Source organism: Paraburkholderia sp. J69-1, assembly GCF_905220255.1.
In the GTDB taxonomy this organism is placed as follows: Bacteria; Pseudomonadota; Gammaproteobacteria; order Burkholderiales; family Burkholderiaceae; genus Paraburkholderia.
Genome location: NZ_CAJMZG010000024.1, coordinates 37789 through 62815, shown reverse-complemented (window position 1 = coordinate 62815; position 25027 = coordinate 37789). Strand labels below are relative to the sequence as shown.

At 58.8% G+C, this 25027-nt stretch carries 25 protein-coding genes; 8 read left to right on the top strand and 17 right to left on the bottom strand.

Annotation, left to right across the window (positions count from 1 at the left end; translation table 11 throughout):
• Positions 1-8 precede the first annotated feature (8 nt).
• Genes U5A67_RS33130 through U5A67_RS33115 form a run of 4 tightly spaced genes read left to right on the top strand, consistent with a single transcriptional unit; the run spans position 9 to position 3629 of the window.
• Complete coding sequence (locus U5A67_RS33130) at positions 9-797, top strand: SDR family oxidoreductase (protein WP_321817642.1); 789 nt, start codon at positions 9-11, stop codon at positions 795-797.
• A 53-nt stretch (positions 798-850) separates the two neighbouring features.
• Positions 851-2089: a styrene monooxygenase/indole monooxygenase family protein gene (locus tag U5A67_RS33125; RefSeq protein ID WP_321817641.1), complete on the top strand. Its 1239-nt coding sequence runs from the start codon at positions 851-853 to the stop codon at positions 2087-2089.
• 20 nt (positions 2090-2109) lie between these two features.
• On the top strand, positions 2110-2646 hold the full coding sequence (locus U5A67_RS33120; RefSeq protein ID WP_321817640.1) for a flavin reductase family protein: 537 nt from the start codon (positions 2110-2112) through the stop codon (positions 2644-2646).
• A gap of 35 nt (positions 2647-2681) precedes the next feature.
• Positions 2682-3629 (top strand): transporter, encoded by a 948-nt coding sequence (locus U5A67_RS33115; RefSeq protein WP_321817639.1) that lies wholly within the window; start codon positions 2682-2684, stop codon positions 3627-3629.
• A 95-nt stretch (positions 3630-3724) separates the two neighbouring features.
• On the opposite strand, the gene U5A67_RS33110 is transcribed toward U5A67_RS33115, so the two are convergent.
• The 9 genes from U5A67_RS33110 to U5A67_RS33070 form a co-directional block, all read right to left on the bottom strand.
• Positions 3725-4780 (bottom strand): AraC family transcriptional regulator, encoded by a 1056-nt coding sequence (locus U5A67_RS33110; RefSeq protein ID WP_321817638.1) that lies wholly within the window; start codon positions 4778-4780, stop codon positions 3725-3727.
• 83 nt (positions 4781-4863) lie between these two features.
• The gene (gene antC / locus U5A67_RS33105) at positions 4864-5895 is read right to left on the bottom strand and encodes an anthranilate 1,2-dioxygenase electron transfer component AntC (protein ID WP_321817637.1); all 1032 of its coding nucleotides are present in this window, start codon (positions 5893-5895) and stop codon (positions 4864-4866) included.
• A 12-nt stretch (positions 5896-5907) separates the two neighbouring features.
• On the bottom strand, positions 5908-6405 hold the full coding sequence (antB, locus tag U5A67_RS33100) for an anthranilate 1,2-dioxygenase small subunit (protein WP_321817636.1): 498 nt from the start codon (positions 6403-6405) through the stop codon (positions 5908-5910).
• Between the two features lie 3 nt (positions 6406-6408).
• Positions 6409-7818, bottom strand: coding sequence for an anthranilate 1,2-dioxygenase large subunit (gene antA / locus U5A67_RS33095; protein WP_321817635.1), 1410 nt, complete (start codon positions 7816-7818; stop codon positions 6409-6411).
• 175 nt (positions 7819-7993) lie between these two features.
• Complete coding sequence (locus U5A67_RS33090) at positions 7994-8344, bottom strand: cupin domain-containing protein (protein ID WP_321817634.1); 351 nt, start codon at positions 8342-8344, stop codon at positions 7994-7996.
• Between the two features lie 126 nt (positions 8345-8470).
• Positions 8471-9808, bottom strand: coding sequence for an FAD-binding oxidoreductase (locus tag U5A67_RS33085; protein WP_321817633.1), 1338 nt, complete (start codon positions 9806-9808; stop codon positions 8471-8473).
• Between the two features lie 17 nt (positions 9809-9825).
• Positions 9826-10632: an amino acid ABC transporter permease gene (locus U5A67_RS33080; RefSeq protein WP_321817632.1), complete on the bottom strand. Its 807-nt coding sequence runs from the start codon at positions 10630-10632 to the stop codon at positions 9826-9828.
• Positions 10633-10692: 60 nt separating this feature from the next.
• Positions 10693-11511, bottom strand: a complete 819-nt coding sequence (locus U5A67_RS33075) for an ABC transporter substrate-binding protein (protein WP_321817631.1) — start codon at positions 11509-11511, stop codon at positions 10693-10695.
• A 100-nt stretch (positions 11512-11611) separates the two neighbouring features.
• Positions 11612-12337, bottom strand: coding sequence for an amino acid ABC transporter ATP-binding protein (locus U5A67_RS33070; RefSeq protein ID WP_321817720.1), 726 nt, complete (start codon positions 12335-12337; stop codon positions 11612-11614).
• A 199-nt stretch (positions 12338-12536) separates the two neighbouring features.
• On the opposite strand from U5A67_RS33070, the gene U5A67_RS33065 reads away from it, so the two are divergent.
• The gene (locus U5A67_RS33065; RefSeq protein WP_321817630.1) at positions 12537-13457 is read left to right on the top strand and encodes a LysR substrate-binding domain-containing protein; all 921 of its coding nucleotides are present in this window, start codon (positions 12537-12539) and stop codon (positions 13455-13457) included.
• Between the two features lie 122 nt (positions 13458-13579).
• Here the strand turns inward: U5A67_RS33065 and U5A67_RS33060 are convergent, their stop codons facing one another.
• The 4 genes from U5A67_RS33060 to U5A67_RS33045 form a co-directional block, all read right to left on the bottom strand.
• Positions 13580-13762: a hypothetical protein gene (locus U5A67_RS33060; RefSeq protein WP_321817629.1), complete on the bottom strand. Its 183-nt coding sequence runs from the start codon at positions 13760-13762 to the stop codon at positions 13580-13582.
• A gap of 12 nt (positions 13763-13774) precedes the next feature.
• Complete coding sequence (locus U5A67_RS33055; RefSeq protein WP_321817628.1) at positions 13775-14563, bottom strand: flavin reductase family protein; 789 nt, start codon at positions 14561-14563, stop codon at positions 13775-13777.
• A gap of 33 nt (positions 14564-14596) precedes the next feature.
• Positions 14597-15661, bottom strand: a complete 1065-nt coding sequence (locus U5A67_RS33050) for an LLM class flavin-dependent oxidoreductase (RefSeq protein WP_321817627.1) — start codon at positions 15659-15661, stop codon at positions 14597-14599.
• Between the two features lie 241 nt (positions 15662-15902).
• The gene (locus tag U5A67_RS33045) at positions 15903-17117 is read right to left on the bottom strand and encodes a CaiB/BaiF CoA-transferase family protein (protein ID WP_321817626.1); all 1215 of its coding nucleotides are present in this window, start codon (positions 17115-17117) and stop codon (positions 15903-15905) included.
• Positions 17118-17539: 422 nt separating this feature from the next.
• Here U5A67_RS33045 and U5A67_RS33040 point away from each other — a divergent pair, with 422 nt between their 5' ends.
• The 3 genes from U5A67_RS33040 to U5A67_RS33030 all read left to right on the top strand — a co-directional run bounded on the left by U5A67_RS33040 (position 17540) and on the right by U5A67_RS33030 (position 20221).
• Positions 17540-18490 (top strand): LysR family transcriptional regulator, encoded by a 951-nt coding sequence (locus U5A67_RS33040; protein WP_321959781.1) that lies wholly within the window; start codon positions 17540-17542, stop codon positions 18488-18490.
• 150 nt (positions 18491-18640) lie between these two features.
• Positions 18641-19435 (top strand): enoyl-CoA hydratase/isomerase family protein, encoded by a 795-nt coding sequence (locus U5A67_RS33035; RefSeq protein ID WP_321817624.1) that lies wholly within the window; start codon positions 18641-18643, stop codon positions 19433-19435.
• A gap of 27 nt (positions 19436-19462) precedes the next feature.
• Complete coding sequence (locus tag U5A67_RS33030) at positions 19463-20221, top strand: glucose 1-dehydrogenase (RefSeq protein WP_321817623.1); 759 nt, start codon at positions 19463-19465, stop codon at positions 20219-20221.
• Between the two features lie 108 nt (positions 20222-20329).
• Here U5A67_RS33030 and U5A67_RS33025 read toward each other — a convergent pair whose 3' ends face one another.
• The 4 genes from U5A67_RS33025 to U5A67_RS33010 all read right to left on the bottom strand — a co-directional run bounded on the left by U5A67_RS33025 (position 20330) and on the right by U5A67_RS33010 (position 25013).
• Complete coding sequence (locus U5A67_RS33025) at positions 20330-21277, bottom strand: LysR family transcriptional regulator (RefSeq protein ID WP_321817622.1); 948 nt, start codon at positions 21275-21277, stop codon at positions 20330-20332.
• 125 nt (positions 21278-21402) lie between these two features.
• A complete protein-coding gene (locus tag U5A67_RS33020; RefSeq protein ID WP_205983524.1) occupies positions 21403-22767 on the bottom strand; it encodes an MFS transporter in 1365 nt (454 codons plus the stop codon).
• A 70-nt stretch (positions 22768-22837) separates the two neighbouring features.
• The gene (locus U5A67_RS33015) at positions 22838-23908 is read right to left on the bottom strand and encodes a porin (protein WP_321817621.1); all 1071 of its coding nucleotides are present in this window, start codon (positions 23906-23908) and stop codon (positions 22838-22840) included.
• A 316-nt stretch (positions 23909-24224) separates the two neighbouring features.
• The gene (locus tag U5A67_RS33010; protein ID WP_321817620.1) at positions 24225-25013 is read right to left on the bottom strand and encodes a flavin reductase family protein; all 789 of its coding nucleotides are present in this window, start codon (positions 25011-25013) and stop codon (positions 24225-24227) included.
• Positions 25014-25027: the final 14 nt, after the last annotated feature.

Here is a 25027-nt window from a genome sequence, read left to right as displayed (position 1 = left end):
GAACCTTCATGACCGATCTCAATGGCAAGGTGGCGATCGTCACCGGCGGCGCGACCTTAATCGGCGCGGCGGTGGCGCGCGATCTGGCGCACGCGGGCGCACGTGTCGCCATCTTCGATATCGACGAAACCAACGGCGCGCGCGTGGCGCAATCTATCGGCGAAAACACGCTGTTCCTGCGCGTCGATATCACCGACGACCGGGCGATTGATCATGCCGTGACCGATGTGGTGGAACGCTTTGGCGGCGTCGATCTGCTCGTCAACCTGGCCTGCAGTTACGTCGATAACGGCATGCAGGCGAGCCGCAACGACTGGCTTGGCGCCATGGATGTCAACGTGGTGTCGGCCGTGATGTTGAGCATGGCGGTCTATCCTCATATGGTGAAACGCGGCGGCGGCGCGCTGGTGAATTTCAGCTCGATTTCCACAAGCTGCGCACAAACGGGGCGCTGGCTCTACCCTGCTTCCAAAGCGGCCATCCGCCAGCTCACGCGCAGCATGGCGATGGATTTCGCACGCGACGGCATTCGCGTCAACTCGGTTTCGCCGGGCTGGACATGGTCGCGCTTGATGGACGACCTCACACACGGCGACCGCGCAAAGACTGATCGCGTGGCCGCGCCTTATCACCTGCTCGGCCGCGTGGGCGACCCCGAAGAAGTGGCGCGCGTCGTCACTTTCCTGTGCAGCGACGCGGCGAGTTTCGTCACCGGCGCCGACTACGCTGTCGATGGCGGTTATTCCGCCATGGGCCCCGAGCAGGCCGAGCCGGCTATTCCTCGACTCACTGAATAAATCGTCCGGTATTCAACAGCAAGATCATCCAGTTCAATCAATCAGGATTCCCAATGAGACGAATCGCTATTGTCGGCGCAGGTCAGTCTGGTCTGCAACTCGCCTTCTCCCTGCTCGACCAGGGTTATCATGTCACGCTCGCGACCAATCGCGATGCGCAATCGATCCGCACGGGCAAGGTCATGTCGAGCCAGTGCATGTTCCACTCCGCGCTGCAACTGGAACGCGATCTGGGCATCAACCACTGGGAGGAAAGTTGCCCCTCCGTGGAAGGCATCAGCCTGACCGTCGTGTCGCCCGACGGTCAGGGAAACAAGGCGATCGAATGGTCGTCGCGGCTGACGCGCTACGCGCAATCGGTCGATCAGCGTCTCAAGATGTCGGCCTGGCTCGATGAAGCCGAACGCCGTGGCGCTCAGGTGCAGATCGGCGACGTGGGCATTGCCGAACTGGAAACGCTCGCGCAGAGCCACGATCTTGTGCTGCTCGCGGCCGGCAAGGGCGAAATCGTCAATCAGTTCGGGCGTGATCCCGTGCGATCGGTTTTCGAGCGCCCCCAGCGTGCGCTTGCCCTCACCTACGTCACCGGCATGACGCCGAGCACGCCCTATTCGCGGGTGCGTTTCAATCTTCTGCCGGGCATTGGCGAATACTTTGTTTTTCCCGCGCTCACGCTTTCCGGTCCCTGCGAGATCATGGTGTTCGAAGGGATTCCGGGTGGCCCGCTCGACTGCTGGAGCGACGTGCAGACCCCCGAACAGCATCTCGAACGCAGCCTGTCGATCGTGCGCCAGTATTTGCCGTGGGAAGCCGAGCGCTGCCGCGACGTCACATTGAGCGACCCGAATGGCACGCTCGCCGGCCGCTTCACGCCAGGCGTGCGCAATCCGTCGTTCCAGCTGCCTTCGGGCCGCGCCGTGTTCGGCATGGCGGACGCCGTCGTCGTCAACGATCCGATCACCGGCCAGGGCTCCAACAGCGCGGCCAAATGCGCCAGCGTCTATCTCGACGCCATCCTCACGCACGAAGCGCCACCGTTCGGCGAGGACTGGATGCAGGCCACTTTCGAGCGCTACTGGTCCTACGCGCAGCATGTGGTGCGCTGGACCAACTCGCTGCTCACGCCGCCCTCACCGCATCTGCTCGATCTGCTGGGCGCGGCGGGCAACTCGCCATCGCTGGCGTCGCGCATCGTCAATGGCTTTGACGATCCACGCGAATTCTCGCCGTGGTGGTTCGACCCGCAGGCCTGCGCCGCGGAGATTCGCGAACACACGGCCTGCGCCGCATGAACGCCACGGGAATCCTTGCCATGAATGCACCGCTTGAGATTGAACACGCCGATACACCGGCGCTCGACCCCGCGCAATTGCGCGCGGTATTCGGCCAGTTCGCAACGGGCGTCACCGTTGTGACGACATTGACAGAGCACGGGCGCCGCGTCGGCCTGACCGCGAATTCCTTTTCGTCCCTGTCGCTCGACCCGCCCTTGATCCTCTGGAGTCTGCGCAAGGCCGCGCCAAGCTGCCTGGATTTCCAGCATGCCGGACGCTTCGCAATCAACATCCTCGCGCACGACCAGATTGCGCTTTCACGCCATTTCGCCACGCCCGCCGAAGATAAATTCGATGGCGTGCCCTGCACGCACTCGACGCTGACACGCGTGCCCTGTCTCGAAGGCACCAGCGCACGGCTCGTCTGCCGCAACGTCGGTCAGTACGAGGGCGGCGATCACCTGATCTTTATCGGCCAGATCGAGCATTTCGATGTATTCGGCAAGGCGCCGCTTGTTTTCCACGGCGGCCAGTATCGGGCACTCATCGAACATCCGGCTTTATCGCCGGCATAACAATTAGGCATCCCAATCGACAAAGAGGCGTTCCCATGAACCATCGCATCCGAAAACTCGCCATTGCTGCACTCGCGTTTGCCGCGTGCGGCACCGCCACGGCTTCCGATCTGCCTTCGTTGAATCTCGGCTTCACGAGCTTTCTCGACGGCCTGCCGCCTGCTGGATCGGGCTGGTATGGCACGCAGTATCTGGAGTACTACAGCGCGTCGCGCATCAACGATAACGCGGGTAATCGCGTGGCCTTGCCAAAGCAATCCGTCGATGTCTTCGCGGGATTGAGTCAGTTGGTGTATCAGGCGCCGGTGAAATTTGTCGGGCTGCATCCCGGCCTCGACGTCATCCTGCCTTGGGTGGCGTCCGTGCACACCTACGACGGCCTGAACAATAGGGCGCTCAATGGCCGCGCGGGCTTCGGCGATCTGGTGATCGGGCCATTCGTGCAGTCCGATCCGGTCATGGGGCCGTCCGGTCCACGCTTTGCCCAGCGCGTCGAGCTTCAGTTCATCGTGCCGACCGGCGCCTACGATCCATCGCGAGCGGTCAATCCCGGCAGTCACTTCTGGTCATTCGATCCGTATTGGGCCGCAACGGTCTGGCTCACGCCGAAATGGACGCTTTCCTGGCGTCTGCACTATCTGTGGAACGCGACCAACCGCGAACCGTCCACCTCACTCGGCACGGACGTTACTTCCACGCAGGCGGGCCAGGCGATCCACGCGAACTTTGCGACCGAGTACGAGGTGCGGCCGGGTTTGCGTCTGGGCCTCAACGGCTATTGGTTGCGCCAGATTACCGACATGAAAGAGAACGGACAGGACGTATCGGGCACGCGCGAAGGCGTATGGGCGATCGGACCGGGCGCGATGTACAGCTTTTCGCCGGAAGATCACCTGATGTTCAACGCGTATTTCGAGCGCGATGCGCGCAACCGGCCGCAAGGCACGCGCGCAGTGCTTCGGTATGTGCACCACTTTGGCTGAACCAGCGGGCCGCGCCGCTCATCAATGACGGCGCGCTCGTATCGATTGATATCGATCGACAGCGGGCGCGAGGCGCCCGCTTTGCGTTAACAGCGTCAGGCTGGCCGGACGACGCTTCGCTTCAATGTTTCGGTTGGCGTTTCGCCAAAGAGCGCCTTATATTCGCCCGAGAAGCGGCCGAGATGGGAAAAACCCCAGCCCATCGCAATCGCGGAGATGCTGCCGGTCGAGCGGTCCGCAAGCAGATCGCGACGGACCGCTTCAAGCCGGTAACGCTTGAGATACGCCATCGGCGGCTGGCCGAAGTGCTCCCTGAAGGCCTCGAACAGCTTGTAGCGCGACACGCCCGCGGCCTGCTCGATATCTTCGAGTGCGATATCTTCGCGGCCATGCTCGTGAATAAACTGCTGCGCGCGCTGCAGATAGTGGGGAACGGCCGGGCGCATCGCCTCGGCCAGCGCATCGGAATAATTATGCGGTTGCGCGAGCAACAAACCCTTCAGCAAGGTCTGTTCCAGATCGGCGGCCATCAACTGATGATTGAGCCAGCCACCGGAGCGATCCATTTCACCGGCAAAAAACTTCACCATCCGCCACCACGCGGCTTGCTCGCCGCTGGCGGCGTCCATGCCGGGCTGAAACGCAATGGGTGCGTCTACTGGCCGGCGCAGTAGCGATTCCAGCACATTCTGCAAAGCCTGCCGCGGGATCGAAATGATCAGCTTGCGGCAATTGCCGCTAATTGCCAGGTCTTGCGCCTCATGCGGGGAAACAATCAGACCCTTATCCTGATCCGATCGCCACAGCTGGCCCCGCGCGGAAAGCTCCTGCTCGCCGCTCAACGGAAGACTGAGGCTATAGCAATTCAGCGGCGCAGCATCGCTGACCGAAACAGTGACATCGGTCCCGTACTCGACATAGCCGAGCGTGCTCGCCATCGCGCGCAGCACGGTGCCGGAATGATTGAACTGGATCTTGCGCGGCCTTTGCACCTGCAGTCCGTGCGGCCCGCAGATCGCGGCCATCCAGTCGCGCGCGCCCTCGAAGTCGTGACGCGAGGCGTGAATGCCATTGAGCTCGCTTGCTGTGTGGGTGAGCATGGCGATAAGCACTATTTGTCGAAGCTTCCATAGTAAGCCGAAGCGCGCCAAAAAAATAATTCCGGTCGAAGGGCGTCTGCCCTTCAACCGGATTATTTTCGACGGCTTCGTCTGTGCGTCCTGCTTCTGCGCGTCTACTGGCGGCTGTTACTGTCCCCGAATTTCTCGTAGTAGAGCCGGTGATCGACAATCCCCGCATCCTTGAACCATGTGCGGATGGCTTCCACCATCGGCGGCGGCCCGCACAGATACATATCGAACGGCGTGGCCGCGAGTTGTTCGCGCGGCAGGTGATCGGGAATCAGCCCTGTTTTTCCCTGCCATCCCTGTGCCGGATTCATCACGACGATATCGTGACTGAACTGCGCAATACGTGCCGCATAGGCTTCGATCCGTTCGACTTCGCAAAGATCGCGGGCATTCGTCACACCATAGTAAAGATGCACCGGCTGGGCGCAACCACCGCGATCGGCCAGATCGTCGAGCATGCCGAGAAACGCCGACAAGCCCGTGCCGCCCGCCACCATCACGATCGGGCGTTCGATCTCGCGCAGATAGAACGCACCAAAAGGCGCTTCGAATTCAATGGACTGCCCGGCTTCGCAGCGCTCACGCATATAGTTGCTCATCGCGCCGTCGGGCAGAAGGCGGATCAGGAATTGCAGTTGATTTTCTGCATTCGGACGATTCGCAAACGAATACGAACGCCATACATCGGTGCCGGGAATCTTCAGACGTGCATATTGGCCTGGCAAAAAGTCCAGTTGCTGCGCGTGTGCGCTGGCGTCCAGATGCAGGATCGCCGTGGTTTCCGACACCTGACGCAAATCGACCACGCGGGCCGTCGCGACGCTCGCGCCCGCCGCGCTGCACAGGCTCGAATCGAAGTCGAAGTAAAACGACGCATCGGATTGCACGCGCGTCTGGCACGAGAGGATCTTGCGCTGCGCGATATCTTCAGGCGACAGCGTTTCCTCATCGACATACTCCTGCGTGTAGGCGCCCGATTCGCAGCGCCCCTGGCACGTCCCGCACACGCCCTCGCGACAATCGAGCGGGATATTGATGCCGCTTCGCAACGCGGCATCGAGCAGCAATTCGTTGGGCCGGATGCTGAAAAATGCCGTCTTGCCGTCGGCGAAATTAAAGGCGATCTTATGGCTCATCGCACGTCTCACTTACAGATGATAAAAGTCGAGCACCGCGTTAATGGTGTCGTTGAGCAGCAGCACGTGCTTGCGCATGATCTTCCAGCTATCGCCATCGGGGCGCAGCCGATATGTCGCGCGGCCAAAGAAATGCTCCGCCACGCCATGGCGCGCATAGAACGTGGTCCAGTTCGCCTTCACGTCGATCTCGCCGGGCGCGCCTTGAGCGGCGGCTTCGATACGCACATTGCTGATCGCATGCATGGTGCGCGGCATGGGCGTGGAGGCCGCCGATTTACCCGTGCGCAAACGGAACACCCGATCTTCGAGACCGCTGCGATTCGTGTAATAGATCAGCGACATGCCGCGTTTGGGGTCCGTCGTATATTCGTGTTCCGAATCCCATTGCGGCACGTGAAACTCACTGTTTTCATCAAATAGTTCGAGATACGCGTCCCAGCTTTGCAGGTCGCAAAGTTCCGACTTGCGATAGAGAAACTGCTCAACCGAATGTTGTTGTGCGTGCATGATTTACTGCTCCCCGCCATGGCTGTTTTGCTTGTCGATCCCCTTGAGCAGATAGTCGCGCCACGCGCCGTGCTGATTGACGTAAAGACCTTCATGCGTCAACTCGGTGCCGGTCAAGGCCGGACGAATGCCCAGCAGGCGCGAATTCGCGGTCTCGCCTTCCTGCCATTTATGATGGCCACGCGAAATATCGCTCCAGCGTTCGAGGCGCGCCTGGAAACCGCGCTGCTGCTCGCGGAATTCAACGAGATCGTCGGGCGTGCCCATACCCGAGACGTTGAAAAAGTCCTCGAACTGGCGGATACGGCTTTCGCGGTCCGCATCCGATTCGCCCTTCACGCCGATACACTGGCTGATCACCTCGGTTTTATTCCAGGCCACCGGACGCACGATGCGCAGCTGCGAACTGATCTGATCCATGAAAAACAGGCTCGGATAGATGTTCAGATTGCGCAGGCGATGCATCATCCACTCGGCCTTTTCCTGCCCATAGGCCTCGACGAGGCGCGGCATCACGCTGGCATAGCCGGGCCGCACGGCAGGGTTGGGCATGTCGCTGAACAGTACGGTGTGGCCGTTGCGAAACGCGAACCAGCCATCGTCGGTTTCGGCATCGCCTGCACCCAGTTTGCTGTAGTCGAGTGTCGAGCCGTCGTCGCCGCCCTTCTTCGCGTTTTCTTCCTGACGATGCTGCACCGTCGCCACGTAGTTGTAGTGGACCGTGCTGACGTGATAACCGTCCAGGCCGTTCTCGTTCTGCAGCTTCCAGTTGCCTTCGAAGCTGTAGGTGGATTTGCCGGGAAGCACTTCCAGTTCGCCGGTGGGCGACTGGGCAACCATCATGTCGAAGAAAATGCGTGCATCGCCAAGATACGCTTCGAGCGAGTCGGTTGCCTGCGTATCGAGGCTGACGAATACGAATCCCTTGTAGCTCGCGATACGGGCCTTTTTCAGCCCGCGCGTGGCCTTGTCGAAGTCTTCGCAGTACTCACCCGGCGCCTTGACCTTGACGAGCCGACCGTCGCTCTTGTAGCACCAGGCGTGGAACGGACAGGTAAAGGTGGACTGATTGCCCTTGGTCATGCGCGTGAGGGTGGCGCCGCGATGCTGGCAGGCGTTGATCATCGCGTTCAGTTCGCCGTTGCCGTCGCGCGAAACGATCAGCGGCTGACGCCCCACGCGTATCGTGACGAAGTCATGCGGCTTCGCGATCTCGCTCTCGTGGCAGGCGTAGATCCAGTTCTTCTCGAAGATCAATTCCATCTCGAGATCGAACAGTTGCGGCTCGGTGAACATCTCGCGGGCGATGCGATAGACGCCTTCCACCGGACGGAAATCGACGCAGCCGTCGATGAACTCGCGCCATTGAGCCGGATTGTCCTGCGCGCTCGCAATGCTCTCTCGTGTTGACATGAGGTGTCCTGTCTGTGGGGTTTGGTGTTGAGAGCATTGGATACCTGCAAAATCATCGGGGCTATCCGGCTATTCGCCGTTTGCTATCCGATTATTTTGGTGGGGGGACAGAGGATAGTGGCCTGCCGGGCGTCGGTTAGCGACGCCTGGCTTCATGGCTGCCGGGCGGCGGCAATCAAGGTTTCGGAATCACCGTTGCAACCTTGCGCAGTTCCGTATGAACCTGCAGCGTGATCGTCTCGCCTTTCGCGATGTTGACGATGGTTCCCGGCCCGATTTCCTTTTCCTCTCCGGCGCCGACCTGACAAAGCGCCGTGCCGCTCAGCACGACAAAGGTTTCGTCCAGTGCGCGGGCCGGATAGCTGTACGTGCCCGGCGTGGCACGCCACACGGCGACGGCGGCCGGGTTTTCCGCGCCGGCATCCGTCCAGACGCGGCGTGCGTACGACCCTTCGCTACGGCCATCGGCGGCACGTGACGGCGAAAAATCCACGTCCTCGGCGATATGAAAATACGTCTGGCTCATGTTTCACTCCTGAGTATCGGCAAAATGAAAACAAAAAATAAAGAAGGCTGCGACCGTGACTTCAATCGCAGCCGGCATTGGAAAACGAGGGTTAATCGTGCAGAGCGCGCCTGAAAATCGACGCGTTTAAAAACCTTCGTCGACGGTAATAGGCGTGCCGTCCGAGAAGCGGTCGAGGCGGAACAGATGCGGGTCCACCAGCGGCGTGTCATTGGTGACGAGATCGGCAATCAACTTGCCCGCGGCCGGGCCAATGCCGAAACCGTGCCCCGAAAAACCCGTGCCGATAAACAATCCCGGCAGCGCGGCAGCGCCGGAAATCACCGGAATGGCATCCGGCGTAACGTCCATATAACCGGCCCATCGCTGCGCGACTTCGACCGCGCCGAGATGCGGATAGGCCTTCATGAACTGGATCAGGCCGTTATCGACGTAATTCATCACGGGATCGGGATCGAGCGTGCGAACCGTCTCGAACACCGTGGGCCGATCCAGCGCCCACTTGCCCGGACGCTTCAATTCCTCGAAAAACCGCGCGCCGAACCGGAGCTGCATGACGCCCATCTGGCTCTTTAGCGCCTCGATGTACTTGAAGAAAAGCCTGAACGCGTCGGGCGTGATATCCGCATGCGTGCGCATACCCGGCGCGATCGTATAGCCGCCATCCACGCGCTTGCGATAGGCAAAATCGCCGGTGGTCGCGCTGCACGCCGGGCCGCCTTCGACAGGCCGGGTGCGCAGCACGGAAGCGCGCGTCAACAACTGAGGCAAGGAAATGCCCAGATTGCCGAGGAAATAACGCGACCACGCGCCGCCCGCCACCACCACGGCATGACATTTGATCGTGCCGTGTTCGGTCACCACCGCGCTGACGCGTCCGCCGCTCGTTTCGACGCCGCGCACCGCGCACGGCGTCAGGATCTTCACGCCGCGTTTGCGCAAGGCGTTCGCGATGGCGGGCGCGGCCTTTTGCGGTTCGGCGCGCCCATCGCTGGGCGTATAAATGCCGCCCTTGAAGGACGCCGAAGCGCCCGGCATCAGGCGCGCGATCTCGGCCTTCGACACCTCGCGCGTATCGAGCGCATCGCCGGCCATCTCTTTCGCGCGCGCGAGCCAGCGTTGGTGTCGCGCCAGCACGTCGTCCTTGTTCGTCACGGCCAGAATGCCGCTCGCGGTAAAACCGCTATCGATGCCGAGATCGCGGTCCAGCGTGCGCCACAAACGCAGGCTCTCCATGCTCAACAGAAGCTCGCGCGGATCACGCCGCGTCACGCGCACCCAGCCCCAGTTCCGGCTGGACTGCTCGCCCGCGATCGTGCCTTTTTCGCAGAGCGCGACGCGCAAGCCTTTTTGACTGAGATAAAGCGCGCTCGACACGCCGATGATGCCGCCGCCCACAACCACGACATCCACACTTTCGGGTAGCTCGATATCCTGAGCGACCAAATCGACTTGAGGTCCCATGATTCAGTACAGGTTCTTTAGTTTTTGTGGGGTTCGTCGGTCAACGACTGCCCGTTAGGTAGCGCCACCGCAGTCGTGCTACTGGCGGCAAGCGTCTTTTGATCCGCTTTCTTCTTCTGGACGCCGGGATTCGAAAAGCGGTTGGTCCAGCGGTCGATGTGATTGATCAGGTGCGTCAGCGGCACCGTAATCATCAGATAGACGAGCCCGGCGGCCACGAGCGGCGAGAGATTCGCCGTATTCACCGATGCGTTCTGCCCGATCGTGAAGAGGTCCCGTTGCGAGGTCAGCAAGCCGAGGAAATACACCAGACTGGAGTCCTTAACAATGGCGATGAACTGATTGGCCAATGCCGGCAATACGCGGCGCAGGCCTTGCGGCACGATCACGTAACGCATGCTGCTCCAGTACGTCATGCCCAGCGCCTGACAGGCGAACATCTGCCCACGGCCGATACTCTGAATCCCGGAGCGAAAAATCTCCGCGATATACGCCGATGAAATCAGCGCCAGCGCGACGATCGCAAGCGGGTACGGGTTCGGCCCGAAAATCGCGAGACCGACCGGTGCGAGGCCCTGCCCGACCAGCAAGATGACGAGGGCCGCGGGCAAACCGCGCAGCACGTCGATATAAACGCGCGCGGGCACCGTGAGCCAGCGGATATTCGACACCATCAACAACGCGAGGACCATGCCCGCCCCTATCCCGATCACGGTGGAGAACAGCGAAAGCACGAGCGTGTTGATCAATCCCGTTGCGAACAGCGCCGGAATCGAGTCGACCAGCAGCGACACATTAAAGAAGTTTTGTACAAAGGCTTCCATATCCGTTCCCTAGAGAGCAGGACAACGAGCGCACCATCATGAAGATCGGGCGTAGAGCGATCAGCTTCCGGCCTTCAGGTGGTACGGGGGCAACGGCGAAGGCTGCTTGTAGCCGGGATGAAACTGCATGTAGAGCTTCATCCACGTACCGTCCGCGACCAGTTCCTTCAGCGTTTCGTTGAGCGCGTCAGCGAACTTCTTATTGCCCTTGCGGATCGCGAAACCGCCCGGCTGATTGAGCGCCGAAATGTCGATCGCAGTGGTGATTTTCAGTTGCGGATACTTTTCTTCCAGACCGTCGACGAGACTTTTATCCACGAAGTAACCGTCGATGTATTTATTGCGGAAGGCGAGAAACCCGGCAGTCAGATTCGGAAAACGCACGATCTGCGCGCCCGGCAGATATTTTTCCCAATACGTATCTTCGATGGTGCCTTGAATCACGCCGATGCGCTTGCCCTTCACGCTGGCGACATCGCTGGTCAACGTCGTGCCAGGCAAGGTTGCGACGCTTAGATAGTCGAACACGTAGCCATCGGAGAAGTCGACGATCTTGAGCCGGTCATTCGTGATGGAGATGCAGCCGGCGGCCAGATCGATCTGCCCACTCGCCACGCTCGGCAGCAGACCCGAAAAGTCCTGGGCGCGAAATTCGGCGGTCATGCCGCGTTTGGCTGCGATGGCGCGAATCAATTCCACATCGAAACCCGTGACCTTGCCGTTATCGATGTACGAGTACGGTTTGTTGTTGGTATCGACGCCAGCGAGAATCTGCCCCGATGTCAGCGTGCCGATGTCGGCGGCGTGGGCGGCGGAGAACATCGACGCAGTCAGCGCCACCGATGCGATGATGCCTCTGAACAAGCTTTGAATCTTCATTGCTTTCACTCCCTGGTGATTTATTGGGTGCGTTATTGAGTGCGTTATCGCGTGCCTGATTGCATATGCATATCGAATGCGTAATTGGGCGCAGCCTGAATCAGTGCAGAATTCGCGAAAGAAATTCGCGCGCCCGCTCGGAGCGCGGCCGCTCAAAGAATGCCGCCTTCGGTTCGTCTTCCACGATCACGCCCTTGTCCATGAACATCACGCGGCTCGCGACCTGCTTCGCAAAACCCATCTCGTGAGTCACGCAGACCATCGTCATGCCCTCCCGCGCAAGCGAACTCATGACGTCGAGTACCTCGTTGACCATTTCGGGGTCCAGCGCCGATGTCGGCTCGTCGAAAAGCATGGCGACAGGGTCCATCGACAACGCGCGTGCAATGGCGACTCGCTGCTGCTGGCCGCCCGACAACTGGCTCGGATATTTATCGGTGTGCTCGCTCAAACCCACGCGGCGCAGCAACAGGACCGCCTTCGCAGCCGCTTCGTCTTCACTGCGGCCCAATACATTCATCTGCGCGAGCATCAGATTCCGTTTCACCGAAAGATGCGGAAAAAGCTCGAAATGCTGAAACACCATTCCTACTTTCGAGCGCAGGGCCGCGAGATTCGAACGTCTGGCCGTCACATCGATTCCATTGACGACGATCTGACCGCGCTGAACCGGTTCCAATCCGTTGATGGTCTTGATGAACGTCGATTTGCCGGAACCCGAAGGCCCGCAAATCACTACGACTTCGCCCCGCCCGATAGAAGCCGAACAGTCGTTCAGCACCTGATGCTGCCCGTACCACTTCGATACGGAAGTCAGCTCGATCATGTTGATTCCCCTTTCCGGTTCGACGCGTCGTTCATCGTCAGGAAGCCTTGCCAAAATGCGGCGATATCGGCTCGAAAATTGCCACCCGTCGTTTGAAACAAGTTTGAGGCCAGCAATCGGCGAGGGCAAATATCGACAAAATTGCCTTCTATTCATTTTTGTTATGGCAAACTCGGGACGTCCAGCAAACGAGCAAACCATGAACGTCAGACAGATCGAGGCATTTCGCCTTGTCGTGTTGCGCGGCTCAATGACTGCGGCGGCGGAAGAACTCGGCACGTCGCAGCCCGGAATCAGCCGCCTGATCGCAGAACTGGAGGCCGCGACGGGCCTTCAACTGTTTTCGCGCAATGGGGGCAGGATTCAGATCACCGAGGCCGGCGCGGCCTTTTATCGCGACGTGGAGCGCAGTTTCGTGGGGCTCGACATGCTCGAGCAATCGGCGCGCGAGATACGCACCATGGCGGGCGGGCGTTTGCGAGTCGTGGCGGCGCCCTTGTTTGCACTCAAGTTTTTGCCCGCGATCATCGAGCAATTCGTGCAGTTGCATTCGCAAGTGTATGTTTCGCTGGAGATGCGCAGCGAGGCGACAATGCAGCGCTGGGTGTCGTCTGGACACTACGACGTGGGTATCGGTTCGGTCGCGCCGGAAGCCTATGCGGTTGCGTCCGAAGACCTCTATCGTCTGCCGCTATTGTGCGTATTGCCGGCGGCGCACCCGCTGGCAACGCGCAAAAAAATCATGGCAAGCGATCTTCGCAACGAGCGCCTGATTTTGCCGTCTTATGCCGATGAACCGCGCGCTCCAATCGACCGGGTCTTGCGCGCCGCGGGCGTCGATCAGGTTCCGGCGATTGAAACGCCTTATGCCGCGCTTATTTTGTCGATGGTATCGCACGGATTAGGGATCGGTTTGACGAACGGACTGGCGACGATCGACAGCGCTTTGGACCGCGTGGTTATCCTGCCGTTCGAACCGGTCATGTATGCGCAAGGATATATTCTTCACACCCGGCTCAGTGCCCCTAAACCACTCGTCCAGGAGTTCATTGGCCTAGTGAAACGCACATTGAGCGACGAAATCGCGAGCTTGCCAAAAGCGCATCGAATGCCGGCATAGCATTCCGTAATCAGACGAATAGACCGGCCTCAACTCGCACTTGACGATGCCGTCACTCATGACGAAAAAGCCCTTCTGATAACGAATCCAGAAGGGCTTCAGCGTGAATCCTGATTCAGTAATCAGTTCTTTCCTTGCACCCGGCAGTTCACCAGTTCCACAGCACTGTCACTGAAATAGATGGACAGATCGCGCCCATAATCTCTCTGGCTTGCGTATGCGGATACGACGGCAGTCCGGCGATCTTCGGCGATCGCGTTCCCCCGCTGCTGGGCGGCATGGCTATTCCTTTCCTGAGTCGGCATTTCGATCTCCGGTTACTGTGTCAGACCGCGAATCCCGGCGTTGAAGTTCACCATCGGCGAACCCGAATCGTCGGTAGTCGTTTTGCGGATCTTGCCAACGACCATCTCGTGCGTGCCCAAGGTCGTCGTATGGATGATGTCGCATTCGACATTGGCCAACGCATCCACGAGGATCGGCAGCCCGTCCAGACCCGCGTCCCACTGCCCATTCGTAAAGCGAGGGCAACCTTGAGGCTCTTTCAGGAACTTCGCCACCACGTCATGGTGTGTATGGCCCAGAACGTTGGCCACGAATTTGCCATGGGTTTTCAGCGGCGCGAGCATGGATGAATCGCGGTGCACGAAGAAGCCGACTAACGGAGGCTCAGCCGAAATCGCCGTCAGGCTGGACACCACCATGCCGCCCGGATTCGAGATATCGCCAGTGGTGATGGCGGACACGCCCGCCGGAAGCATGCGCATGGCCGCCTTGAAATCGTCGACAGAACTCGCTGCCGCGTTCTCATTGCGAACCATGTGCGCGCGAATCAAGCCCTCTTCGTTGACCCAGTTGAATTTTCTGGCAAAACCCACCATGGCTTCGAAGCCGGTTTCCCATTCTGGCTCGCCAGCTTTGCCAGACAGGAAGCGGATGATCTGGGGATTGACCCAGACGTGCTCCTCATCCGAACGCTGGCCGACTCGAGCAATGGCTGCATCCAGCAACGTGTCACATTGCTCGTCGATCAGGATATCGAATTGTTTGAAGTGCGATGGCGCAATCAGCGTAATCGCACCGCTATTCGTCAAATGCAGACGCATTGCAGGTCTCCGTATTTCTTGCTTGCTCGATGATCAGACCATTACGGCTGCTTCGTTTCGCGCCAGTTCCTTGCGCACTGCCGGGATGATCTTGTCGCCCCAGAGTTCGATCTGCCTGAGCATCATCTTCTGGTCGCAGTCACCCAGCTGCGTTTGAAGTGCAATGTGGTTCGGCTTCAAGATCTCGATTTCCTCGAGCAGCTTGTCGATAACCTCGTTGATCGAGCCGACCGGCAGGTTGGCGCGCAACTGGTCGAGGGTCATGTCGGCGGCACAAGGCGTTTCCTTAACGAGATATCCGTCGTCCATATCCATGCGGCGATCCTTCAGCGACTCGGAGATACGACGCGCCCAGCGCGCCGAATCCAGGTATGACCTGATTTCCGATTCGTTATTCGAAGCAAATCCGCAGCGCAGAAAACCAATCCGGGTCGTGGAAAGGTCCTTGCCGAGTTCCGTGGCCAGCCCCTCCAGGCGAGCGCGCAAACCGCGCAGCGCGTCCGTGCCTCCGTGCAGCACGGTGGTAAACAGATTGACGTTTTCCTTGAATGCGCGACCCAGCGTGCCAAGGTTCATCGACGTGATCCACAGCGGCACCTTTTCCTGCACCGTGCGGATTGCAATCGATGTCGGCGGGATTTCGAAATGCTTGCTCTTGTGCTCGAAGACTTTCTGCCCCAGTCCGTGGTTAATCATGTCCCACATCTCGTGGAAGATCTCGCCGCTGTTTGCGAGGTTGCAGCCGAAACGCTCGAATTCGAATTGCTGGTAGCCAGAGCCGATGCCCAGTTCGAGACGCCCTTCCGACAACGTGTCCGCGAGACCGATTTCAGCAAGTAGACGCGCGGGGTGATACAAAGGCAGGATACAAACCGCGGAGCCCAGACGGATCTTTTTCGTTTTAGCTGCCGCGTGTGCGATCGTCATCAAGGGCGACGGCGAGAGCGAGTAGTTATTGAAATGGTGCTCTGCGTACCACGCGGCGTTGAAGCCAGCCTGTTCGGCAACAACCGTCTGCTCGATCGTGTTGTGAATGACACTCTGCGAAGTCTGTGCGTACGAACGTTGCTGGCCCAAAGTAAATACACCGAATTCCATGATGACGTCTCCGTTGTTTTGGTTAGCTGGCTGCATCTCCACTGGAACCGATTTAAGCAGTTCGACAAATCCGGCACAATCCAAAAACCTCTGCTTCTGTATTAAGGATTTGACATCAATCCTCGTCTAATCGAGCTTCTTGTTCGTAGTAAAGTACGCGTGCGCAGAAGCAAGATGTCATAGATTTTGATCGATGAAATTAGCGGCGCGTCGCTCCTCGCACTCGCCGCGTAAGACCCGATCACACCACGCCCCGGCGCGCCAGGTCGTCGATGCGTTCGGCGCTGTAGCCCAGCAGGTCCTGCAACACGTCGCGGGTGCCCTCGCCCAGTTGCGGCGGCGCGCGCCGCACCGGCATGCGTTCGCCGTCGAAGCGCCAGGGCGGCGCGAGTACGGGCGTGGTGCCCGACTCTGTATGCGGATGAGGCTGCGTGGTCAGAAGCCCTGCTTGCGCTGCGCGCGGTGAAAGCAGCGCTTCGCGCAGCCCCGCCACCTCTCCACATGGAATGCCCGCCCCCGCGAGTTTGTCGAGCAACGCGGCGCGCTTTTCGGCGGCAATGGCCTGGCGCACTACGGGCAGCAGCGCGGCGCGGTTTTGCGAGCGCAGGATATTGGTCTTGAAGCGCGCGTCGTCGGCAAGATCCGGGCGCAGCAACACTTCGCGGCACAAGCGCTCGTACTGGGCGTTATTGCCTACTGCGACCACGAGCGGGCCGTCGGCGGCTTCGAACACGCCATATGGAACGATCGACGGATGCTCGTTGCCGAAGCGCGGCGGGTCCTCTCCGGCCACGAGCGCTTCGAGTCCGTAATAGGCCGTGATCATCAGGCCGCAGTCGAACAGCGCCATTTCGATGTGACGACCGACGTCCGTGCGCTCGCGTTCGTAAAGCGCGGCGAGAATCGCCTGCGCCGAATACATGCCGGTAAAAAGGTCGACGGCTGCAACGCCGAATTTGAGCGGCGGCCGTTCGGCTTCGCCGTTCAACGCCATCAAGCCCGCTTCACCCTGCACGAGCAAATCGTAGCCGGGGCGCTCGGCTTCCGGGCCGGCGCGATCGTAGCCAGAAATCGAGCAATAAACGAGCTTGCTGTTTTCGCGTTTCAACTGCTCGTAACCGAGGCCGAGTTTCTCCGCGCCTCCGAATTTGAAGTTCTGGATCACAACATCGGAAGTCCTGGCGATATCGCGCGCGATCTGCTGGCCTTCCGGCGTTTGCAGGTCGAGCGTGAGCGAACGTTTGTTCCGGTTCACGCTATTGAAATACGCCGTTTCCGTGCGGCCAATGCGTAAGCCCCAGTCGCGCGTATCGTCGCCACGCCCAGGGTGCTCGACCTTGATGACTTCCGCACCCAGGTCGCCCAGCACCATGGCGCACCACGGGCCAGCCAGCACGCGTGAAAGATCCAGCACGCGCACACCGTCGAGCGGAAGCGCCCTGTATTCTGAAGCCATTGAATCGTTCCTTTTTCCATTGCGCGAGACCAGACGGGCGCGCCAGGTGGCCGGGCACGCGGCCCTCGTCGATACCGGAATCTCAATCTGGAGCGGATTCTAGGCAGTTCAGCGAACATCACACAATCCGCGAAACGCTCGTTCTGTATTGCGCGTTTGACATTAATACTCTCCGGATTGCAGCGCTCGTGTGTAGTAAAGTCGTTTCGCGCGTGGTGGGATATGAAGGGTTCGGATTGGGTATTAACCCCAATGGTTCAGCAAGACGAATCAGGTCAAGCGCGCAGCGTGCAGGCTTGGCGCTCGCACACTGCTACCCGCAAACCTGCTGTTCCTCGACGGAAGCCCTCGGTGTTTTCTGGTTGTTTCCGTTAGAACTGTGCAATACTTAATTGCTATCGAGTGCAAAAGAGTGAGGCGTCGTGGACAGACTTCGTGCGATGGAATTCTTCCTTTCCATCTCCAGGAATAAAAGCTTTTCGGAAACTGCCCGCCAATTCGGCATTGCGCCTGCCTCAGTTTCGAGAATGGTTCTGGACCTCGAGCATGAACTGAAGGTCAAGCTCTTCACCCGCACGACCCGCAATGTCGCCTTGACCGAAGCGGGGCTCGAATACGCCAGGCATGTCGAAGGCATTCTGCGGCGCATCGAGGATGCCCATCGGAGCATCACTTCCATTACCACGGCCCCTTCGGGAACGCTTCGAATTCACTCGCGTGTGATGTTCGGCGTGGGCGTGTTACCGACTGTGATCAGCGAATTCTCCAGGCTTTACCCGGATATTCAAGTCGAGTTGGTGCTGAGCGAAAGCGCGGCCGATCTGGGCAAGGACCAGATCGATATCGATTTTCGCATTGCCCCTCCGGTTGAATCCGGAATCAAACGGCGGATTCTCTTCAGGAGTGACCGCTATCTGGTGGTGTCTCCTGGCTACTTCGTTGGCCGGAGCCAGCCCACATCGCCGGAAGACCTGAAACATCATCGATGCATCGCCTACTCCAGACCGGGAACCAGCTATTCGTGGCGCTTCCGTAAAGACGATGTCGAAACCGAAGTCCCGTTTCAGCCCTGCCATGTGAGCAATAACGGTATTGCCCTGCTCGAATTCGCACGCATGGGTGAAGGCATCGTGCTGCTGGATGACTACACTGTGCATAAAGACCTCATGAGCGGAAGATTGGTTCGGCTACTTCCCGAATATCAGGTCACCAATTCCTCTTTCGCAGATGGAATGTACGCGACGATCATCGATTCTCCGTCCATCCCCACCAAGATCCGCCTGTTCCTGGACTTCGTCGCGTCCCGCGTCTCCGGCTCGGAACTCAGGTTCTCCGCCTACGCGTCGCACGAAGTGAAGAACGCAATCGACTGAACATCATAAGACCTGCTACGCACTCTCGATTACCCACGATCTGAATGAATCAGCCTTGGTTTTTGATTGAAAATCATCCAGGCTGGCAACTGTAGAATCTCTTGAACACCTTGGCACCCTAAATCAAGAGACAACTACCGGAGTGGAGACATGAGTGCAGACGTACAAGAGAGCGCCGAAACAACGGTGACCCTGGCAGTTCAGGATGGCGTGGCCCTGGTCACGCTCAATCGTCCCGAGGTCAAGAACGCGCTGTCGCGCGCGATGCGTCGCCGTCTCATTGCCGTATTTGACGAAATCAGCCTTCGCGACGATATTCGCTGCACTGTGCTGACCGGCGCCGGTACGGCTTTTTGCGCGGGCGCGGACCTGCGCGATCGCCCGGACCCCGACGTCCCAGGTGACTTCCTCGATCACAACCGTTGGACTCGCGAAACCGGCAATTCGATCAAAGAATGCGCAAAGCCCGTGATCGCCGCGGTCAATGGCGCGGCGCTGGGTGCCGGTCTGGGCTTGATGGCCGCCTGCGACATCATGTACGCGTCAGACAATGCCGTGTTTGCGATGCCGGAAATCAACGTCGGCCTGGCCGGCGGCGCGTCGATGCTGCGTACGTTGTTCGGTCGCTCGACTGTGCGCCGCATGTTCTTTACGGGCGATAAGTTGACGGCTCAGGATCTGCTGCGCCGTAATGTGCTGGAGGACGTGCTCCCCTCCGACCAGTTGCTGCCCCACGTTATGGAACTGGCTCGCCGCATTGCCGGCAAATCCCCGATCGCGTTGGTCCAGGCAAAGAAAGCGGCCAATTTCACTGACCAGATGCCCCAGCGCGAGGCCTATCGTCACGAGCAGGACATCACCATGATGCTGGCCAGGACCGAGGACGCCAGGGAAGCCCGCATGGCATTCCTGGAAAAGCGCGCACCTGTATTCAAGGGTCGATAATTCATTAACCTGGAATAGACAGCGACTATGCAACAGGATCTGGCTGGGCGTTATGCCCTTGTGACCGGAGCTGGCGCCGGTATTGGAAAATCGACCGCGCTCAGGCTCGCCGCCCGTGGCGCTATCGTTGGCGTCAACGACCTGAAGGATGAACTCGTCAGCGATACCGTCGAGGCCGTGAGGGCTGCCGGCGGCCACGCATTTCCCGTCGTGAAGAACGTTTCGACGCGCGAAGGTATGACCGAGGCCGTGAATATCGTCTTCGAAAAAAGCGGTCGATTCGATATCCTGATCAATAACGCTGCGTGGGTTCGATATCAATCGGTACGGGAGATTGTGCCCGAGACGGTCGATCGTATGCTCGACATTGGTTTCAAAGCCGTCATCTGGGGGATACAGGCGGCAACCGCAGTCATGGAACCCGAACGCGGCGGCGCCATCGTCAACGTGGCCTCAACAGCCGCTCTGCGGTCCGCGGCGAACTCCATCGTGTACTCGGGCATCAAGTCCGGCATCCTGGGGATCACACGTGCGGCAGCGGCAGAACTGGGTGCCCGCAATATCCGCGTCAACGCGGTCTGCCCTTCTGCAGTTCCGACCGAAGGTACGATGCGAAATCGCAACGAAGAACGCGATGCCAGGCGCGTGGCGACGACGCCGCTGGGCCGCCTCGGCAACGTCGACGATATCGCCAGGGCAATCGTGTATCTGGCCTCAGACGATGCCGGATTCGTCACCGCGCAGTGGATGGCTGTCGATGGCGGGATCACCTTCACCAACATTTAAGCAATAGTGCCGGCAGCGACGCTAGATCTTGCGGGCTGGCGCTTAAAAGGCATTTTGGCTATTTGGGCTTGCACGACAAGAAGCCCAAATGCCCCCTCAATATCTGCATCAGCGAGACATCGTGACTTCGCTAGACTCATAAGCCGAGAATCGCAGTTCCGAGCCAGAGACGCGCGACGCAACGAAGTCCATGAACAGGCGAATCTTGGCAGGAATGGCAGGCGAATCGACAATGGTCGCGTACATACCATCTTCGAAACTCGTATTGGTCACCTGATATTCAGGAAGCAGCCGAACCAATCTTCCGCTGATCAGATCCTTATGAACGGTGTAATCATCCAGAAGGACGATACCCTCGCCCATGCGCGCAAATTCAAGTAAGGCGATGCCATTATTGCTTACGTGACACGGATGAAACTGCACTTCGGTTTCAACGTCGTCTTTGCGGAATCGCCAGGAATAGCTGGTTCCCGGCATGAAATAAGCAACACATTGATGAGCCTTCAGTTGTTCAGGCGACGTAACGGGGCTTCGGCCAATGAAGTAAGCGGGAGACACCACCAGGTAGCGATCACTTCTGAAGAGAATTCGACGTTTGATGCCTGATTCAAGCGGTGGTGCAATCCGAAAATCAATATCAATCTGATCCGTGGCTAGATCGGCGATGGACTCGCTCAGTGTCAACTCGATCTGGATTTCCGGGTAAAGCTTCGAAAACTCTGCAATCAGCGTTGGCAATACACCTACGCCGAACATAACCCGGGAATGAACCCGTAGCGTTCCTGAGGGTGTGGAAGTGATCGACGTGACGCTGCGCTGCGCATCTTCGATGCTTCGCAGAATACCTTCGACATGCTTTGCATATTCGACCCCTGCTTCGGTCAGAGTCACATTGCGTGTGGTTCGAGTGAACAGTTTGACCTTCAGTTCATGCTCGAGATCCAGGATCATTCTCGAAACCGAAGCCGCGGCGGTACCAAATTGGCGCGCAGTTTCTGAAAAATTCTTATTTCTGGAAATAGAAAGAAATAACTCCATCGCACGAAGTCTGTCCACGAAGTCTCCGTTTTTTGTATTCGGTATGCGTAATCATTGCATATTCCGGAATGACTTGACCAGAAAAAACACAAAGCCACTGCATGCTGGCAGCGGCTTTGTGACGGGAGCACAGGTTCGCCTGGCTATCCGTGGAACGCCGCCTTGGCTTCGACAGCATCGTTTCGATGGCGCAGAGACGGGATGCCGAAACCAATACAGATGATCGCGATCGAAGCGATGACGGTCGGCAGCGCAACCGCGGCGACGATGGTCGTCAACGGCCAGCCGAGACCAATCAGCGTGGCGCCCAGGAAGGTCCCGGCCACGCCGCCAAAGCGGCCGACAGCCAGCACCCAGGCAGCGCCCGTCGCGCGCGACGTAGTTGGATACATCTGGGTGGCGAGCGTAGACATCGACGAACAGGCGCCGTTGTTGCCCATGGCCGTCAACACCAGCATCCACAGTAATGCGTCGCCGTGCACGCCCGTGATGCCGACAACAACCGCCAGAACAGCCGAGATCGCGAAGTAGATCGAAATGATGCGCAGCGAGCCGAACTTGTCCATCAGGATTCCGCCCAGGAGAATGGCGATGCCCGAGAACCAGTTGAATGCCATCATCACGTTGGCGGTTTCGGCCAGTGAACGTCCTTCAGCGCTCATGATCGTCGGCGTCCACATCAGCAGCACGTAGAGCACGACCGTCGAGCAGATATACGCAACCCAGAGGAGCAGCGTCGGGACCGCGAGTTCCTTCGAGAACAGTTCGACAAACGAGAATCTGTGTTTTTTAGCGGCGCCGTTCGCGTCGGCAATAAACTGGGCACCGGAAAAGTCGACTGTCGGGTCGATGCGGGAGAGAACTCCGGCGATCCTCGCGCTGTCCTTTTGAGCCGTCGCGAGATATCGAACCGATTCTGGCAGGAAAAACAGCAGGAGAACGGCCACGATCAAGGGAGCGACACCACAAACCATGAGATAACCTTGCCAGCCATGTTGCGGAATCACGGAGCGCGCGAGCGGACCACAAATCCCGCCCCCCACCGCATAGCCGAAGAGCATCCCATTGACGGCACGGCTGCGCATGCGCGAGGGCAGGAATTCATTCATCATCGTTGCGCACAACGGAATGGCGGCGCCCAGACCGATGCCGGTAAAGAAGCGCGACCACATGAGTTCGTGCAGCGTCGAAGACTGTGCCGACCAGATGGTGGTGCCGCCGAATAGCGCAACGCTGAGAATAAGCACCAGACGGCGGCCCACGCGGTCAGCGAACGGCGCGCCCAGCGCCGCGCCTACGCCGATGCCGATCAACGACGCCGAAAGCACCGGCGCCAGATCGGCCCTGGTTGCCTGCATCTGTTTTAGCAGCGCCGGAGCAATCAGACCCATTGCGCTTGCATCGAGACCATCCAGAAGAATGGTCAGAAACATGAGCACGAATAGAATGGCATGGAATGGTTTAAGCGGTCGTTCGTCGATGAACGACTGGACGTTGATCGTTTTCATTTCCAGTTTGATAGCCTGTAAGTTTTGGCAACAAGGTTTTTACAACACTGGGTGACTTTAAAAACCTCAATCAGAAGTTGTGAACCAGACCGATAGAAACCCCAAGCTGAGCCGAGGAACCCGGTGACATATTGAGCAGGGTCTGGGTACTGTACTTGTCGTACTTGTAGGCGCCCGTGAACCAGTTGCGGTCGGCCTCCAGGTACAGCGACGTCGATTTCGACAGTGAGTACAGTGCTTCGATGTATGCCGTGTTTTTGTTGCCGTTTGCGCCATCGACGTTCGACAGATTCTTCGCCACGTCGATATAGTAGGCACCGATCAGCGTCAGGTACGGGGTCGGCTGGTAACGCGCACCGATCGTCGTCACGTAGTCGCGGCGAGCCGGACCCGCCGCGCCGTCGATCGTCGTCAGACGCAGCGTCACTAGGTTCAGGTAGCCCTTCAGACTGCCATACGTGTAAGTAGCGCCAACCCACCAGTTGTCCTGCGTACCGGTTTCATCGGGGCTGTATTGCCGCTGAAACGAAACAGCCGCCTCCAGGCCGTGTGCCGCGTAGTAAATGTCGCCCGAGTAGTTCACGCCCGCACGCGATGCGCCAGCCACGCCCGAGGGATTGTAGCTCGCGCTCAGTGCGAAGTCGCCGATGTGCTTCGTGTAGACGATGTTGTTGTTGGTCCGCGAATCGCGCGTCCACACGTCGGTCAGGATCTGGCCGAGCGGGCATATTGCGGCGATACCGCCACCAATGTAGATCGGGTCCATCATGATCGCGCGCAGTGCCGTCGTTGCGTACTGGCGACCGAACGTAAGACGGCCGAACTGCTGGCTGTCGATGCCCATGTAGGCCTTGCCATACCACAGCGTATTCGCCGAAGTCATGGCACCGGTGTTGATGTTGAAATAGTTTTCCAGCTGGAAGACCGCTTTGTTGCCGCCGCCGAGGTCTTCCGATCCGAACAGGCCCCAACGTTCCGGGGAGATCGCATTGGACATCTGGAATGTCGAGCCGCCTGCGGTGTTGTTGACGTAACGAACGCCGTCACTGATGAAGCCATACATCGTGACCGACGATTGCGCGTGTGCAACGGATGTCAAGGATGTTGCGGCAACGGCTGCCGCAAGTATTTTCGTCTTCATTTAGTCTCCAAAATCAGAAGACGCGCTTTCGCGCGCTTATTTCTTTATTTATTTATCGTGATACATGCTTACTACACCAACCTGCCGTCCGGCAAATCGTCTTGTAAAACGACACGTTGATGTGCCCTGCAAACAACACAACGGCTGCGATGCTCGAAACGGCTCGTCAATCGTCGTTGATACGCATTGCCTGCCGTGCGCTCTCCATGCACGGCTTTGAGTTCACGCCATTGCGGCGATCAATCAATAATCGGTGTACTAACCATTAGCGCGTGCACGGCATACCACAGCGCGTAAAACAGGATCATCTCTGCGGCTAGGATTCAAGCGTGCGAATGGCTGCGTTGAAGTTCACCATTGGCGATCCGGCGTCGTCGGTTGTGGTCTTGCGTATTCTTCCCACGACCAGTTCGTGCGTGCCAAGGGTCGTCGTGTGGATGATGTCGCACTCGACATTCGCCAATGCGTCCACCAGGATCGGGATATTGTCGAGGCCAGAACTCCATCGACCGCTGGCGAAGCGGGCGCTGCCCTGCTGCGCCTGCAGGAAATTCGTCACCACTTCATGGTGCGACTGCCCCAGGATATTGGCCACGAACTTGCCATTGCTTCTCAGCGGAGTCAGCATCGACGAATCCCGGTGCACGAAGAATCCCACCAGCGGCGGCTGCGCCGAAATAGACGTCAGGCTCGATACCACCATCCCGTTTGGATTTTCGATATCGCCCGTCGTGATCGCCGACACGCCAGCAGGCAGCATACGCATTGCGGCCTTGAAATCATCGACGGAACTTCCTGCCGAATCTTTATTGCGAACAATGTGCGCCCGGATCAGGCCCGCTTCGCTAACCCAGTTGAATTTCCTGGCGAAACCCACCATGGCTTCGAAGTCGGCCTCCCAGTCAGTGTCTCCAGCCTTGCCAGAGAGAAAGCGAATAACCTGCGGATTCACCCATAGGTGCTCTTCGTCGGCACTTTCCCCAATGCGTGCAATCGACTGATCCAGCAAAGCCGCGGGCTGCTCGTCCACCAGGATTTCGAACTGCTTGAAATGCGACGGCGCAATCAGCGTAATCGCGCCACTATTCGTCAAATGCAGACGCATGCCATGACTCCCGG